This is a genomic window from Corynebacterium sp. 51B (assembly GCF_008930785.1).
Taxonomy (GTDB): domain Bacteria; phylum Actinomycetota; class Actinomycetes; order Mycobacteriales; family Mycobacteriaceae; genus Corynebacterium; species Corynebacterium megadyptis.
In genome coordinates this window covers 37,918-50,343 of sequence record NZ_PQMK01000007.1, presented here as the reverse complement: position 1 = coordinate 50,343, position 12,426 = coordinate 37,918, and the positions used below count along the sequence as shown (strand labels likewise).

Annotated in this window: 15 protein-coding genes; 8 read left to right on the top strand and 7 right to left on the bottom strand. The window is 63.0% G+C overall.

The features are described 5' to 3' along the window. Positions 1 to 8: 8 nt before the first annotated feature. From GBB14_RS08890 to GBB14_RS08875, 4 genes are all read left to right on the top strand, one after another. Positions 9 to 419, top strand: coding sequence for an HAD family hydrolase (locus tag GBB14_RS08890; RefSeq protein ID WP_151529478.1), 411 nt, complete (start codon positions 9 to 11; stop codon positions 417 to 419). A 4-nt stretch (positions 420 to 423) separates the two neighbouring features. After that, positions 424 to 930, top strand: a complete 507-nt coding sequence (locus GBB14_RS08885) for a hypothetical protein (protein WP_151529477.1) — start codon at positions 424 to 426, stop codon at positions 928 to 930. Positions 931 to 1,036: 106 nt separating this feature from the next. Next, a complete protein-coding gene (locus GBB14_RS08880) occupies positions 1,037 to 2,146 on the top strand; it encodes a flavin reductase family protein (RefSeq protein WP_151529476.1) in 1,110 nt (369 codons plus the stop codon). A gap of 53 nt (positions 2,147 to 2,199) precedes the next feature. Then, positions 2,200 to 3,489: a fatty acid desaturase gene (locus GBB14_RS08875; RefSeq protein ID WP_151529475.1), complete on the top strand. Its 1,290-nt coding sequence runs from the start codon at positions 2,200 to 2,202 to the stop codon at positions 3,487 to 3,489. On the opposite strand, the gene GBB14_RS08870 is transcribed toward GBB14_RS08875, so the two are convergent. Genes GBB14_RS08870 through aroA form a run of 3 tightly spaced genes read right to left on the bottom strand, consistent with a single transcriptional unit; the run spans position 3,490 to position 7,295 of the window. Beyond that, positions 3,490 to 4,935: a chloride channel protein gene (locus GBB14_RS08870; RefSeq protein WP_225976675.1), complete on the bottom strand. Its 1,446-nt coding sequence runs from the start codon at positions 4,933 to 4,935 to the stop codon at positions 3,490 to 3,492. It lies immediately after the preceding gene. Continuing rightward, on the bottom strand, positions 4,932 to 5,948 hold the full coding sequence (gene rsgA, locus GBB14_RS08865; protein WP_151529474.1) for a ribosome small subunit-dependent GTPase A: 1,017 nt from the start codon (positions 5,946 to 5,948) through the stop codon (positions 4,932 to 4,934). Before rsgA ends, GBB14_RS08870 begins: the two co-directional genes overlap by 4 nt. A 9-nt stretch (positions 5,949 to 5,957) precedes the next feature. After that, positions 5,958 to 7,295 (bottom strand): 3-phosphoshikimate 1-carboxyvinyltransferase, encoded by a 1,338-nt coding sequence (aroA, locus tag GBB14_RS08860; protein WP_151529473.1) that lies wholly within the window; start codon positions 7,293 to 7,295, stop codon positions 5,958 to 5,960. Positions 7,296 to 7,405: 110 nt separating this feature from the next. Between aroA and GBB14_RS08855 the strand changes: the two genes are divergently transcribed. After that, entirely contained in the window at positions 7,406 to 8,083 is a 678-nt protein-coding gene (locus GBB14_RS08855; protein ID WP_151529472.1) for an SOS response-associated peptidase, read from the top strand. A 46-nt stretch (positions 8,084 to 8,129) separates the two neighbouring features. Here the strand turns inward: GBB14_RS08855 and ybaK are convergent, their stop codons facing one another. Next, a complete protein-coding gene (ybaK, locus tag GBB14_RS08850; protein WP_151529471.1) occupies positions 8,130 to 8,657 on the bottom strand; it encodes a Cys-tRNA(Pro) deacylase in 528 nt (175 codons plus the stop codon). A gap of 65 nt (positions 8,658 to 8,722) precedes the next feature. On the opposite strand from ybaK, the gene GBB14_RS08845 reads away from it, so the two are divergent. From GBB14_RS08845 to rsrA, 3 genes are read left to right on the top strand one after another with little or no spacing between them, the layout of a single operon-like run. After that, positions 8,723 to 9,442 (top strand): metal-dependent transcriptional regulator, encoded by a 720-nt coding sequence (locus GBB14_RS08845; protein ID WP_151529470.1) that lies wholly within the window; start codon positions 8,723 to 8,725, stop codon positions 9,440 to 9,442. 50 nt (positions 9,443 to 9,492) lie between these two features. Beyond that, the gene (locus tag GBB14_RS08840) at positions 9,493 to 10,161 is read left to right on the top strand and encodes a sigma-70 family RNA polymerase sigma factor (protein WP_151529469.1); all 669 of its coding nucleotides are present in this window, start codon (positions 9,493 to 9,495) and stop codon (positions 10,159 to 10,161) included. Continuing rightward, positions 10,158 to 10,424 carry a mycothiol system anti-sigma-R factor gene (gene rsrA, locus GBB14_RS08835; RefSeq protein WP_151529468.1) on the top strand — a complete coding sequence of 89 codons (267 nt, stop codon included), beginning with the start codon at positions 10,158 to 10,160 and terminating at the stop codon, positions 10,422 to 10,424. The genes GBB14_RS08840 and rsrA overlap by 4 nt, the downstream gene beginning before the upstream one ends. Positions 10,425 to 10,513: 89 nt before the next feature. On the opposite strand, the gene GBB14_RS10825 is transcribed toward rsrA, so the two are convergent. The 3 genes from GBB14_RS10825 to GBB14_RS08825 form a co-directional block, all read right to left on the bottom strand. Beyond that, the gene (locus GBB14_RS10825; protein ID WP_012714902.1) at positions 10,514 to 10,588 is read right to left on the bottom strand and encodes a 50S ribosomal protein bL37; all 75 of its coding nucleotides are present in this window, start codon (positions 10,586 to 10,588) and stop codon (positions 10,514 to 10,516) included. 104 nt (positions 10,589 to 10,692) lie between these two features. Then, on the bottom strand, positions 10,693 to 10,956 hold the full coding sequence (locus GBB14_RS08830; RefSeq protein ID WP_151529467.1) for a WhiB family transcriptional regulator: 264 nt from the start codon (positions 10,954 to 10,956) through the stop codon (positions 10,693 to 10,695). A 383-nt stretch (positions 10,957 to 11,339) separates the two neighbouring features. Beyond that, positions 11,340 to 12,362 (bottom strand): diacylglycerol kinase family protein, encoded by a 1,023-nt coding sequence (locus GBB14_RS08825; protein ID WP_192796194.1) that lies wholly within the window; start codon positions 12,360 to 12,362, stop codon positions 11,340 to 11,342. Between the last annotated feature and the right edge of the window lie 64 nt (positions 12,363 to 12,426).

Below are 12,426 nucleotides of genomic sequence, written 5' to 3'. Positions count from 1 at the left end.
GGAGAACAATGCGCGGACTGGTAGTGGATTATGTGGGAGTGCTCGATGGCTCAGAAGAGGTGCAGCGTCGCTGGCGTAACTTCTTCTCGGCGCTGCGGAAGAAGGGCGCCCCGATCGCCATTTTGTCCAATGATCCCGGCGGCCCCGGCGCGGGGGAGATCCGCGAGTGGGAATTCCGCGGCATCGTCGATGCGGTGCTTCTCTCCGGCGAGATCGGCGCGGAAAAGCCCACCGTGGAGGCCTTCCAATTCGCGGCCGACACCTTGGAGCTGGAGCGCAAGGACTTGGTGATGGTGGATGATTCCATCGTGAACGTGCGCGGCGCTGTGGAGGCCGGCCTGATCGGCGTGTACTTCCAGCAATTTGATCGCGCCATTGTGGAGATCGCCGGCGTCTTCGAGATCGAAGGGGAATTCTAAGCGGATGCGCGTCTATCTTCCGGCCACCTTTCCCATGCTTGAGCAGCTGCACAGCGAGAGCGTGATCCACGCCCGCAATGGGTGGGCTTTTGCCCTCACCCCGGCGCTGCGCGAGTTCTACACCAGCGGCGATGATGAGGAGCTCTCCGAGGTCGCCTTCGACGATGCGGCGCTGGCCTCCATCCGGCTCTTGGCTATCGATAGCGAGCAGCGTTTTCCCCATCGCCGCGTGGTGATCAGCGCGGATGTGGACGATCAGGCCGTGGAATTCCAGCCGGAGATGGGCGAGTCGGTGGTGCGGCTCAGCCCAGCCGAGGTGGCGCTGCGCGATGTGGCCGCGCTGCATATTGACCTCGAGGACGCGGAAGCCGATATCAAGCGCGCCCTCGCCGTATTGGATGCCGCGGAGCTGGGCGATGAGGATGCGCAATTGGCGGTGGGAGACGCCGCCGAGCACTTCTTGGCGTGGTACGACCCCACTGAACTGCCCTTTGTAGTGGAGTTACTCTAGCTGGCTGAGATTTCGGGGGTAAAACTAGACAGGTGGGATGGGCAGGGCTAAGGTACGCTAACGTAATAGTTATTTCTTGGAGAGAAAATATTTTGGAGGCCTAGCTGTGGCCACCCCACCTGCCGATACCCCGCGTAGTCGCCGCTTCAGCCCGGACCGGCTACGGAAGTTCCGTCGCGCTCTCGGCGCGATCACTCACCCCCTGCTTCCCGATGACTACACCGCGTTGCTCAACCACCGGTGGTCGACGCGCGAGCTGCGTGGCGAGATCATTCGGATTGAAGCACTCAACGAGCGCACCGTCAGCCTGGAGATCGCTCCCGGCTGGGGAGTGCCCTTGGACTTTCAAGCGGGGCAGTTCATCGGTATTGGCCTGCCCATCGATGGCCGTTTCGTCTGGCGTAGCTATTCGCTGACCAACGCCCCGGTACAGGGCAGCGACTCTATCTTCCACATCACCGTGCGCGCTATCGACGGCGGCATGGTCTCGCAGCATCTCATCTCCCACGCCCGCGCCGGGATGGCGATTCGCCTCGCCGCGCCCGCAGGAGATTTTCACCTCACCGATCCCGTGGCCGATCACCTGCTCTTTATCTCCGCCGGCACGGGCATTACCCCCATCATCAGCATGCTGCGCTATATCGCGGATACCGGCGCCATCGAAGACACCACTATCGTGATCGCCCATTCGGTGCGGGAACGCTCCGATCTGCTCTTTGCCGAGGAGCTCGAGCATCTCGGCACGCATCCGAATGTCCGCCTACTGCTGACCATCACCAGCGAGCAGGGGCGGATGACTATGCAGTCGCTTATCGACGCCATCCCGGAGATATCCAGCTACGCCGTCTACGTCTGTGGCCCCGAGGAAATGATCCGCGCCGCAGAGGACGAGCTGGGTGCCGTGCTGGATGATCCCAGCCAGATCCGCAGCGAGCGCTTTACCTTGGACCGCTCGAAGGCGGGGTCCAACCCAGGCGGTGTGGTGAGCATTGGAAGCAATGCCTCGGTGGAAGTCGATGGCGCCACCACGGTGCTGGAGGCTGCGGAAAGCATCGGGGTGGCCCTGCCACATGGCTGCCGCATGGGTATCTGCCATACCTGCGTCCAAGAGATCAAGGAGGGCCAAGTTATGGATTTGACCACCGGCCAAACCTGCGGCCCAGGGGAGCGAGTGCGCGTGTGTAACTCGGTGCCCTGCGGGGACGTCAGTATCTAAAACCAGCACAATTACTGCACAATCGCTGCAACGCGAAGGAGAGACACAGAGACATGGCTATCGATAACATTCGCGCTTATTCGCATCTCACGGACGAGGACATCGCCGCCATCGGAGCTCGCTTCGACGCAATCAAGCAAGAGGTGGAGTCTGATCTGGGAGAGCGCGATGCGCGCTATATTACGAACCTGATTCGGGTGCAACGTGGCTGCGAAATTGCGGGCCGCGCGGCGCTGTTCTTCGGCAAGAACAAGACGGCCTTTGCCACCGGCACCGGGCTCTTGGCGCTGTCGAAGGTCCTCGAGAACCTCGAAATCGGCCACAATGTGATGCACGGCCAGTGGGACTGGATGAACGATCCCACGGTGCACTCCACCACGTGGGAATGGGACAATAACTGCCCCTCGGAGCAGTGGATGCACTCGCATAACTACATCCACCACACCTTCACCAACGTCCTCGGTATGGACAATGACGTGGGATATGGCGTGCTGCGCGTGACCCGCGACCGCAAGTGGCAGCCCTATCACCTGGCGCAGCCGCTGACCAACACCATCTTGGCCACCTTCTTCCAGTGGGCGGTGGCATTCTACGATGTGGAGCTGGGCAAGATTCCCGCTGGCAAGGCCACTTGGGAGGAGACCAAGCCGAAGCTCTGGCAGACCATCTCCAAGGTGCGCAACCAGATGGCCAAGGACTACGCCATCTTCCCGCTCGTGGCGCTTCCCTTCGGTCTGGGCGGCACGGTGCTCAAGGGCAATATGCTTGCCAACTTGATCCGTAACCTGTGGGCCTATTCGGTGATCTTCTGCGGGCACTTCCCGGACGAGACCGAAACCTTCACCAAGAAGCAGCACGCCACCGAGGACCACAACCAGTGGTATTTGCGCCAGATGCTGGGCTCGGCCAACTTCCGCGGCGGTTTCCTGTTGAGCGTGCTCTCCGGCAACCTCAACTACCAGATCGAACACCACCTCTTTCCCACCATGCCCTCCAACCGCCTGGCCGAGGTGGGCAAGAAGGTGGAGAAGGTCGCCCGCGACTATGACTTGCCCTATCACACCGGCTCCTTCCCGGAGCAGTTCTTCAAGGTGCAAAAGACTCTGCTCAAGCTGAGCCTGCCGCCGCGCTTCATGGTGGCCGATAAGGACAACGCCCCAGAGGTGCGCTCCAATGCGGCCTTCAGCGATAAGTTCCCGGTGGAGCAGTATCTCCACGTGGGCGAGGGCGAGAACGGGGTGCGCCGCGGCCTGGCCACGGGGCTGATCATGCTGAAGAAGATCCGCCCTGGGGTGAAAGAAGTAATGATGAACTTCTCCGGCCGTACCCCGCTGCGCCGCTAATTAGGGCCGGTTCCAGGGCATCGTCACGTTCAGCGGGATCTTCATGGTCTCGCTAGCGGCGCGTCCCGCGAGGGAGGCGGTGGCGGCGGCCAAGAACAGCGCGAGATAGGCGCTGGAGGTTTGGCCGGTGAACTCGATGGTCACGATCACCGCGAATAGCGGTGCGGCCATGGAGGTAGAGAGGAAGCTGGCGCAGCCCAGCAGCGCGAAGTCGGAGGCCGGCAGCCCCGGCATGAAGGGCTGGAGGAACACGCCGATGCAATAGCCGGCGAGCGCGCCGATGGCGAAGCCAGGGGTGAGCACACCGCCAACCGCGCCGGAACGCAAGGTGACAAACACGGCGATGCCCTTGGCCACTAACAGGGCAGCAGCGAAGGTGAGGGCCGGTCGGCCCACCAGCACCTCGGTGGCGGCGAGACGGCCATTGCCGAGAACAGTGGGCAGATAGATAGACATCAGCCCCACCAGGATGAAGGCCGCAGGGATGGTCCACAGCATGGCCGCGCCATGGGTCTTATTGCTCTCTGCGCGAGAAATGGCACTGCGAAATACCACGCCCAGCAATCCGCAGAGTGCGCCCACGATGATTGCGGCCCCGAGATTGCCCCAGCCCTCAGAGAGCGGAATGGTGGCATAGAGCGGGTCATTGCCCACCACGATGCCGGAGGTCACTGTGGCTACCGCGGAGCAGGCCAACACCGTCATCATCGCGCGAATGGTGATGGATCCGAGGAGGATCTCCACGGCGAAGATCGCCCCGGCGAGGGGGATGTGATAGATCGCGCCCAAGCCGGCGCCGGCCGCGGCCGCCACCAGAATACGGCGGGTCTCCGAATCCAATTCCAGCCGGTGCGAGAGCTGGCTGGACATCATGGCGCCGAGCTCGCGGGGAGCATTCTCGCGGCCCACCGAGGCACCAGCAGCCACGGTGATCATCTGCAAAAAGGCGTTGATCAAGGTCGATAGCACGGGCATGGGTTTGCCCTTCATGCCCTCGGTGACCGAGCGGATCGGCTTGCCCTTTGTTTGCAGCAGATAGTAGGCCACACCGGCCAAAAGACCGGCGATGGTGATACCCCAGAAGCGTTGGGCGGCGGTGGTGCCGGCAGTAAGGTGGGCCGTCATGCCTTCATGGCGGCCATAGACCAGCATTTCTACCATCTGCATCGTTTTCACCAGCGCCGCGGCCCCAAGGCCGGTGCCCACACCCACGATGAGCGTGTAGATACACAGCAAGGCGAGGCGCTTGAGTCGGGCCTGCGGGGTGGCCGCACCGGTGCCCTTGTGGCCGCGTTCGCCGGTATCGCCACTATCCGCCGGGGCGCGATCGGAGCTGGCGCGTGCCGCGGTATCCGTGACCCCGCTGCTAACCGTGCTGCCGTTGGCTGCGGTGGTGTCCTCGCTGGCTGCCTCGCTATCCTCTGCCGGGCGCTGGGTACTGCTCACAGGTTCTTCATCTCCCATTCATCATTGGAGTGCAAGGAGGTGAGCAGCAGGCGCACCGCCTCGGCGCGTCGAGCTGAGGGGCCGTCCAGATCATCCAATCCGCACTCAGGATCGGCAGGAGGCCCGAGGTGGGTGCAGCCGCGTGAACACGTCTCGGCGGCGGCCGCGAGATCATCAAACACCGCGATCACGTTCTCTGGGGTGACATGGGCCAGCCCGAAGGAGCGAATACCTGGGGTGTCAATAATCCAGCCGCTGCCGGAGTCGAGGGGCAGCGCCACCGACTGCGTGGAGGTGTGGCGTCCCTTGCCCACACCCGAGACTTCACCGGTCGCGCGATCCGCGTCCGCCACGATGCGGTTGACCAGGGTGGATTTCCCCACTCCGGAATGGCCGATGAGCGCGGAGACCTGGCCGTCGATGAGAGCATTGAGCTCATCGAGGGGATCGTTAATCCCGCACACCACCACCGGCACCTCGAGGGTGTCGAACTCGGCGGCAAAAGCAGAAGGATCGGCCAGATCGGATTTGGTCAAGCACAGTACCGGCGACAAATTGCCCACATAGGCCGCCACCAGAGCGCGTTCCACAAAACCGGCCCGGGGCGGGGGATCGGCCACGGCGCACACAATGAGTAGCTTCTGGGCATTGGCCACCACGATCCGCTCATAGGGGTCGGTATCGTCGGCGGTGCGGCGCAGCACCGAGGAGCGCTCGCTGAGTTTCACAATGCGTGCCAAGGTGCCGGGCTTGCCGCTGGTATCGCCCACCACGCCCACGCGATCGCCCACCTCGATGGCGGTGCGACCCAGCTCCCGGGCGCGCATGCAGGTCACGGTGTCCGCAGGGGCGCGGCCATCTAAGGCGACGCCCCAGCGGCCGCGGTCTTTGCTAATCACCATGCCAAACTCGGCGTCTTTGTGCTTGGGGCGGTGTTTCGTGCGCGGCCGCGAGCCCCGAGAGGGGCGGATTTTTACATCGGATTCATCAAAATCGCGCCGGGATCTACTCACTGTCTCACCTCACTCGTGCTGTGTCGGGGCGGCGGGTTGTGCGCCGGCGATCATCTGCGCCCACATGGTGTCGAAGCCGGGCAGGGTTTTGGCGGTGGTGTCGATATTTTCCACCTGCACGCCCTCGGTGACGAGGCCGATAATGGCCCCCGCGGTGGCCATGCGGTGATCGTGGTAGCTGTGCCATACCCCGCCGTGCAGTGGCGCTGGGGTGATGGTGAGCCCGTCTGCGTGGGCTTCGCAGTGCCCGCCGAGCCGGGTGATTTCGGTGCTTAATGCCTCGAGGCGATCGGTTTCATGGCCGCGCAGGTGCGCGATACCGCGCAGGAACGAGCGGGAATCGGCCAGGGTGGCCAAGGCCGCCACGGTGGGGGTGAGCTCGCCAATATCGCTCATGTCGATATCGATGCCGCGCAGCCGGCCGTCGCTGGGGCCGGTGACCACGAGGTCGTGGCTATCGCCGCGCGAGTACAGCTCGGCCTGCGCGCCCATGCGGGTGAGGATGGAGCGAATCTCGTCCCCAGGCTGGGTGGTGGTGTGCGGCCAGTGAGGGATGGTCACCTCGCCGCCGGTGACCGCGGCCGCCGCCAGGAAGGGGGTGGCATTGGAGAGATCGGGTTCGATACTCCAGTGCCGGCCGCGGATGGTGCCGGGGCGCACCCGCCACACGTGGCGCTCGGAGGTGTCCACCTCTACGCCGGCCTCGCGCAGCATGTCGATGGTCATATCGATATGCGGTTGGGATGGCAGCACGGTGCCGGTGTGGCGCAGCTCGATGCCGTTATCGAAGCGGGCGGCGGCCAGCAGCAGGCCGGATACGAATTGGGAGGAGCCGGAGGCGTCGATAGCGATCGTGCCTCCGGGCAGGCTGCCGGTTCCGTGCACCGCGAAGGGCAGCCGGGTGCCGTCGATATCCGCCCCGAGCCCGCGCAGGCCGTTGAGCACCGCGCTCATGGGGCGGGTGCGGGCTTGGGCATCGCCGTCGAAGAACACGGTGCCATCGGCGAGTGCTGCCACCGAGGGCACGAAACGCATGAGGGTGCCGGCCAGTCCGCAATCGATGGTGGTGCCCGACAGCGGCTGGGGTTGCACGCGCAATTCAATATTGGGGCTGCCATGGGAGGGGGAGATATCGCTAATGGAGACGCCCAGGGCTTTGAGGGCGCCGATCATCAGGTCGGTATCGCGGCTGCGCAGCGCCCCAGAGATGGTGGAGGGCCCGTCGGCGAGCGCGGCTAAGATGAGTGCGCGGTTCGTCATCGACTTCGATCCGGGGATGTGTACGCGGGCGCGCACAGGGTCCTTCACAAATGGGCTGTCCCACAGGGGCATGCGTGCTGAATCCATACCTCGATTCTAGGGCTAGGGCCCGGTGGCGTCGTCGATGCGCCCTAAAACCGCAGGTGATTGTGAGCATACGGGGGATACGTGGCCAGGCTGCTGGCACAATGGGCACTATGTGTGGTCGTTTTGTTTTATTCACCACTGAGCAGGAGCTGCTGCGCCATGCCCAGCGGGTACTCGGCGTGTCGGAGATCGATGCGCCCCAGGGCTGCCCGCCGCCGCGCTACAATATCGCCCCCACCCACGCGGTGCCGGTGTTTATTGCTAGCGAGCTGCTTCAGGATGCCGCCACGCAGGCCCCGCTGAGCCTGCGGGCCGCGCGGTGGGGCTTGCTGCCGCACTGGAAGAAGGACAGCACCGGTCCCGTGCTCTTTAATGCCCGGGCGGAAACTGTCGCCACCAAGCCGTCTTTCCGCGACGCCTTCGCCCATTCCCGCTGCGTGATTCCCATGGATGGCTATTACGAGTGGAAGGATAAGCAGCCGCACTTTGTCCACCGGGAGGACGGCGAGCTGCTGTGGGCTGCGGGCTTGGTCGCCACTGGGCTGGGGCAGCTGTCCACCACGATCATCACCACCGCCAGCGCCGAGCCGCTTGCTTGGCTGCATGATCGCATGCCGCGCCTGCTCACCGCCCAGGAGGCCCAGGCGTGGCTCACTAAGGATCAGCAGGCGGCGGAGGCCATCGTCTCGGGCCCGGCGCCGGAGTCCCTGCGCGCGAGTATGATCACCACCCCAGCCGATACGGCTGTGGGCCGGGTGGGCAATGACTATCCCGAGCTGATCTCCTAGCAGCACGCTTATCGACGCTCTCCTGCTGCCGCGCCCTGTTGTCGGCCTAGGGTGCGGCGAGATCGCTGAATTCAGCGCCGAGGACGGCGGCCATATCGCTGGCGCGGAGCTGGATATCGAGCCCGCGCTTGCCGCCGGAGACATAGATGGTCGGATGCGCCGTGGCGCTGGCGTCGATACGCGTGGGCAGGAGTTTCTTCTGCCCCAGTGGGGAGATCCCGCCGGTGATATAGCCGGAGGACTTTTCGGCGTCATGCGGATCCGCCATGCTCACCTTGGATACGCCGAAGGCGTGGGCGGCCTTCTTCAACGACAGCGAGCCGGTGACCGGTACGCAGCAGACTGCGAGGTTGCGGCGGGGCCCGCGGCCGGCGCTTAAGTCCACCACGAGGGTTTTGAAGATGGCCGCGGCCGCGACGCCCTCGCTCTCGCCGAGCGCTGCGGCAGCCTGCTGGCCGAAGTGATCGTGGCCGGCGTCGAACTCGTGAACCTGGTGCTCGATTCCCGCCGCGCGCAGCATCGCCAGGGCGGGAGTGGCGGCACCCGAGGCACCCTTTTTCTTTTTCTTTGCCATAACGGAGACACTATAACGCTGGATCGCCCTAGCGCCGCAGCGATCAAACGCTAGGCTTAGAGAGTATGGATACGCCTGTACCTTCCATCACTGATTTGCCCGTGCGCACCCAGGATTACTTGAAGAATATTTTTGATATTTGCGAACGGACGCAGGCGCCGGCGTCGTTGAAAGAGCTCGCCAGCACGATGGGGCAGAAGGCCTCCACGGCCTCTGAGGCCGTGAAAAAGCTGGCGCAGAACGGCTATATTCACCGCGAACCCTATCGCGGCATCACCCTCACGGCGCAGGGGCGGCAACTGGCCCTAGCTATGGTGCGGCGGCACCGACTGGTGGAAAGCTTTTTGGTGGAAACGCTGAACTATGGCTGGGACGAGGTACACGAGGAGGCCGAGCTACTCGAACACGCCATCTCTGATCGTTTGCTCGGCCGGATTGATAGCTTTCTCGGTTTCCCCAGCCGCGACCCGCATGGGGATCCGATTCCCAGCGCGAGCGGGGAGATCGACACCGTGGGTGGCTATACGCTGGCAGCGCTTGCTCCCGGTGCGGACACGGTGGTGGAGCGCATCCACGATCACAGCGTGGACATCCTGCGCTACCTGAACGATAACGGCATCGTGCCGGGGGTGCGCATCAGAGTGGGCGAGCCGCCTTTCGACGGCATGGCGGCACTCTATGTGGGCGCAACTGACGGCACCTGGTCGGCCGAGCCAGTGCTGCTCAATGAGGAGGCGGTGCGGTGTGTGGATGTGGCGGACCCTAGAATATATAAGGACGAATAGGACGCACGGCGCACACCGCGACTATAGAGGCAGGAGCCACGGGGATAAGCATGGTGGACACACCTGAGGACGCACAGGCCACGGGCCGAGCGCGCGCAGGCGAGGATGAGCGCAGCCTCGAGCAGCGTTTCGAAGACGACGCCCTGCCGCTGCTGGATCAGCTCTATGGTGGCGCGCTGCGCATGACGCGCAACCCGGCGGATGCCGAGGATCTCGTGCAGGAAACCTATTTCAAGGCCTATCAGGCCTTCTCCTCTTTTCAACCGGGCACCAATCTCAAGGCGTGGCTGTACCGGATCATGACCAACACCTATATCAACAGCTATCGCAAGAAAAAGCGCCGGCCGCAGCAGCTGCCCACCGAGGAGATCACCGATCATCAGCTGATGAATACCTCCACCCACGATTCCACCGGGCTGGAATCCGCCGAGGTGGAGGCATTGAAGCTGCTGCCGAATACCCAGATTGCGGATGCGATGAACCAGCTCAGCGAGGACTATCGCATGGTGGTCTACTACGCAGACGTCGAGGGGCTGGCCTATAAGGAGATCGCGGAGATCATGGGCACTCCCCTCGGAACGGTGATGAGTCGGCTGCATCGGGGAAGAAGACAGCTGCGCGATGCGTTGAGAGAAGTAGCTGCCGATCATGGCATCGGCGTCGAGCCCGAGACGGACAGCACCGAGCAGGCCACAACAACGCGGAAGGTGAGCCAATGAGAGACTGCGGACGCAAGCATGAATGCTCCGAAAGCTGCGAGCGCGCCTATGCTTCTCTCGCTCGGCTGCTGGAGGGGGATTGCAGCCCCGTCGAGCGGGAACAGCTGCGCCGGCACGTGGAGGCCTGCCCAGAGTGCTTCGAGCGTCTCGGGGTAGAGGAGCAGGTACGTGAGCTTCTGCGGCAGTGCTGCTGCCAAAAAGCCCCCACTCGGCTGCGTGAAACCATCCGCTTCAAGATGCGCGTGGAGTGGACCATCGGCTAGCCGCAGCGGTGGGGAACAAGAGAAAACCCAGCGTGGTTCTGAAAAGAAACCAGGCTGGGTTTTGCTGCGCTAGGGCCTAGGCGAGTGGCTTAGGCGTTGGGGCGCTTACCGTGGTTAGCGCTCTTCTTGCGACGGTCCTTACGCTTGCGACCACGCTTGCTCATAGTGGTCTCCTTCCTAGAGGTGGGTATGAATGAAAAGAAAGTTTGAGTGCCCAGTGTATCGTCTCACTCACGGCGAGAACAATTCACTGTGGCACTCACGCTTCCTAGACTGTGGCGCGGGAGCGCTGGCGCGCTAGCGCCTTGTTGCGGCGCTTCAGGGCGCGGCGCTCGTCCTCGCTCATACCACCCCAGACGCCGGCATCTTGGCCGGACTCGAGGGCCCACTTCAGGCAGTGGTTGGTTACTGGGCAGCGGTTGCACACCAGCTTTGCCCGGGCGATCTGTGCCAGGGCGGGACCGGAATTTCCTACGGGGAAGAAGAGCTCGGGGTCCTCGTCGCGGCAAACTGCGTTGTGGCGCCAGTCCATGGTGTACTCCTTAAAGTTAAGCTAAAGCTTTAGTGCATCTATCAGGGTGAATTATCGGCTTCGGGTGAAGGCAGGGTACGCATCGGATGATCCGGATGTGGGCGTTCTTCTCTTCGCAGTTCTGACATCCTACGGCTAGCAGAGGGCACGAGCGGCTCCCAAGAATATGGGGGTCGTGGTTGCTAGCTACAGTGAAGCCAAGGGAGAGAAAAATTAACGCCCGCCGCTTAAGCGTTCCGTCTCAGCTGCGGGTTTAACGTATGGTTAATCTCTGCTTCTACCGAAGTTTGGCAAAGGGTTGCGCTTTCTTTGCCTTCGCTGAAGTGAATTCTTGCACGACTATGTCTGTTTGGCTAGAGCTTTCGCCAAAATAGTGATATATCTCACGAAAATTGAGCGCTCTCAGGGGCGATCACGTCGATCACATCGGGGACAGAAACGATATCGATGCGATCTGTCTCGCCCATAAACTCGCCGTCTAGCTGCCACTTCGTCTTCTCTGTCAGGGTGAGTGTAAGTGTGTTGATATCGTCAACTTGGATTTCTCCGGTATCCACGGGCAAAGCAGACCAGAATCGGACATTCGAGCCCACCGTCTTCATCAACGCCGCTAGGCCACCGGCGCCTTCGGCGCTGGTGAGAGCGAAGATTGAGAGGCCACCTTCCGTTCGGGCATCGGGGTTGGTCACAACCGGAACGGGGCCGGCAAAGGTCCAGGGATTTGTATTGGATACCACCACCAAGGGCAGCTCCTTTTCCTCCCGCACGGTGCCAGCGGTCTCCGCTCGGAAAGAGATATGCGGCGGATGCGCCCGCAGGCGACGCCAGGCGCGTGCCGCAATAAGCGCGTATTTGCCGGGGGTGGCCGAGATGCCGCGCTTGCGGGCCTGCTCCATCGAGTGAATCACGGCGGCATCAATGCCGATACCCAGGTTCACGCAGAGCCAGCGCTTGGACTCATCATCGTTCGGATCTGTCTCTGCCGAGCCCACATTATGGGCCATGGCCAGCGGCAAACGCCGCACCGTGCCCTCGCGGAGCAGATCCGCGATCTCGGCGGCGGCCTCCGTGGGATCATTGGGCAGGCCGAGGGCGCGGGCATAGACATTGGCGGAGCCGGTGGGAATGATCACCAGCCGCGGCAGCTCGGCAGCATCGGGGCGGGCATCGATATCCTTGCCCAGCAAGCCGTTGATCACCTCACCGACAGTGCCATCGCCGCCGAGAATAATGATGGCGTCATAATCAGAGCGCCGCAGCCCAGCGCAGATCTCCTCGGCATGCTGCGGATAGGCCGTGTGGACAGCCTTGATGGACGTCACTGGCGCGAGCGCGCTCACAACATCGCGGACAATGGCGTGGCTGACGCTCGTGGAGTTCGGGTTCATCAAAAGTAGGCTTCGCACGATTCCCCAGTGTAAAGGATTCCGCTCCCGCGACGGCGCGCCGCGTCGCCGCGGGATGTCTAGG

Bases quoted from the DNA above. Each gene is read 5' to 3' on its own strand.
- GBB14_RS08840 (WP_151529469.1), top strand. From the start codon at position 9,493: ATGGTGGACACACCTGAGGACGCACAGGCCACGGGCCGAGCGCGCGCA.
- GBB14_RS08845 (WP_151529470.1), top strand. From the start codon at position 8,723: ATGGATACGCCTGTACCTTCCATCACTGATTTGCCCGTGCGCACCCAG.
- aroA (WP_151529473.1), bottom strand. From the start codon at position 7,295: ATGGATTCAGCACGCATGCCCCTGTGGGACAGCCCATTTGTGAAGGAC.
- GBB14_RS08830 (WP_151529467.1), bottom strand. From the start codon at position 10,956: ATGGACTGGCGCCACAACGCAGTTTGCCGCGACGAGGACCCCGAGCTC.
- rsrA (WP_151529468.1), top strand. From the start codon at position 10,158: ATGAGAGACTGCGGACGCAAGCATGAATGCTCCGAAAGCTGCGAGCGC.
- GBB14_RS08890 (WP_151529478.1), top strand. From the start codon at position 9: ATGCGCGGACTGGTAGTGGATTATGTGGGAGTGCTCGATGGCTCAGAA.
- GBB14_RS08855 (WP_151529472.1), top strand. From the start codon at position 7,406: ATGTGTGGTCGTTTTGTTTTATTCACCACTGAGCAGGAGCTGCTGCGC.
- ybaK (WP_151529471.1), bottom strand. From the start codon at position 8,657: ATGGCAAAGAAAAAGAAAAAGGGTGCCTCGGGTGCCGCCACTCCCGCC.
- GBB14_RS08875 (WP_151529475.1), top strand. From the start codon at position 2,200: ATGGCTATCGATAACATTCGCGCTTATTCGCATCTCACGGACGAGGAC.
- GBB14_RS08885 (WP_151529477.1), top strand. From the start codon at position 424: ATGCGCGTCTATCTTCCGGCCACCTTTCCCATGCTTGAGCAGCTGCAC.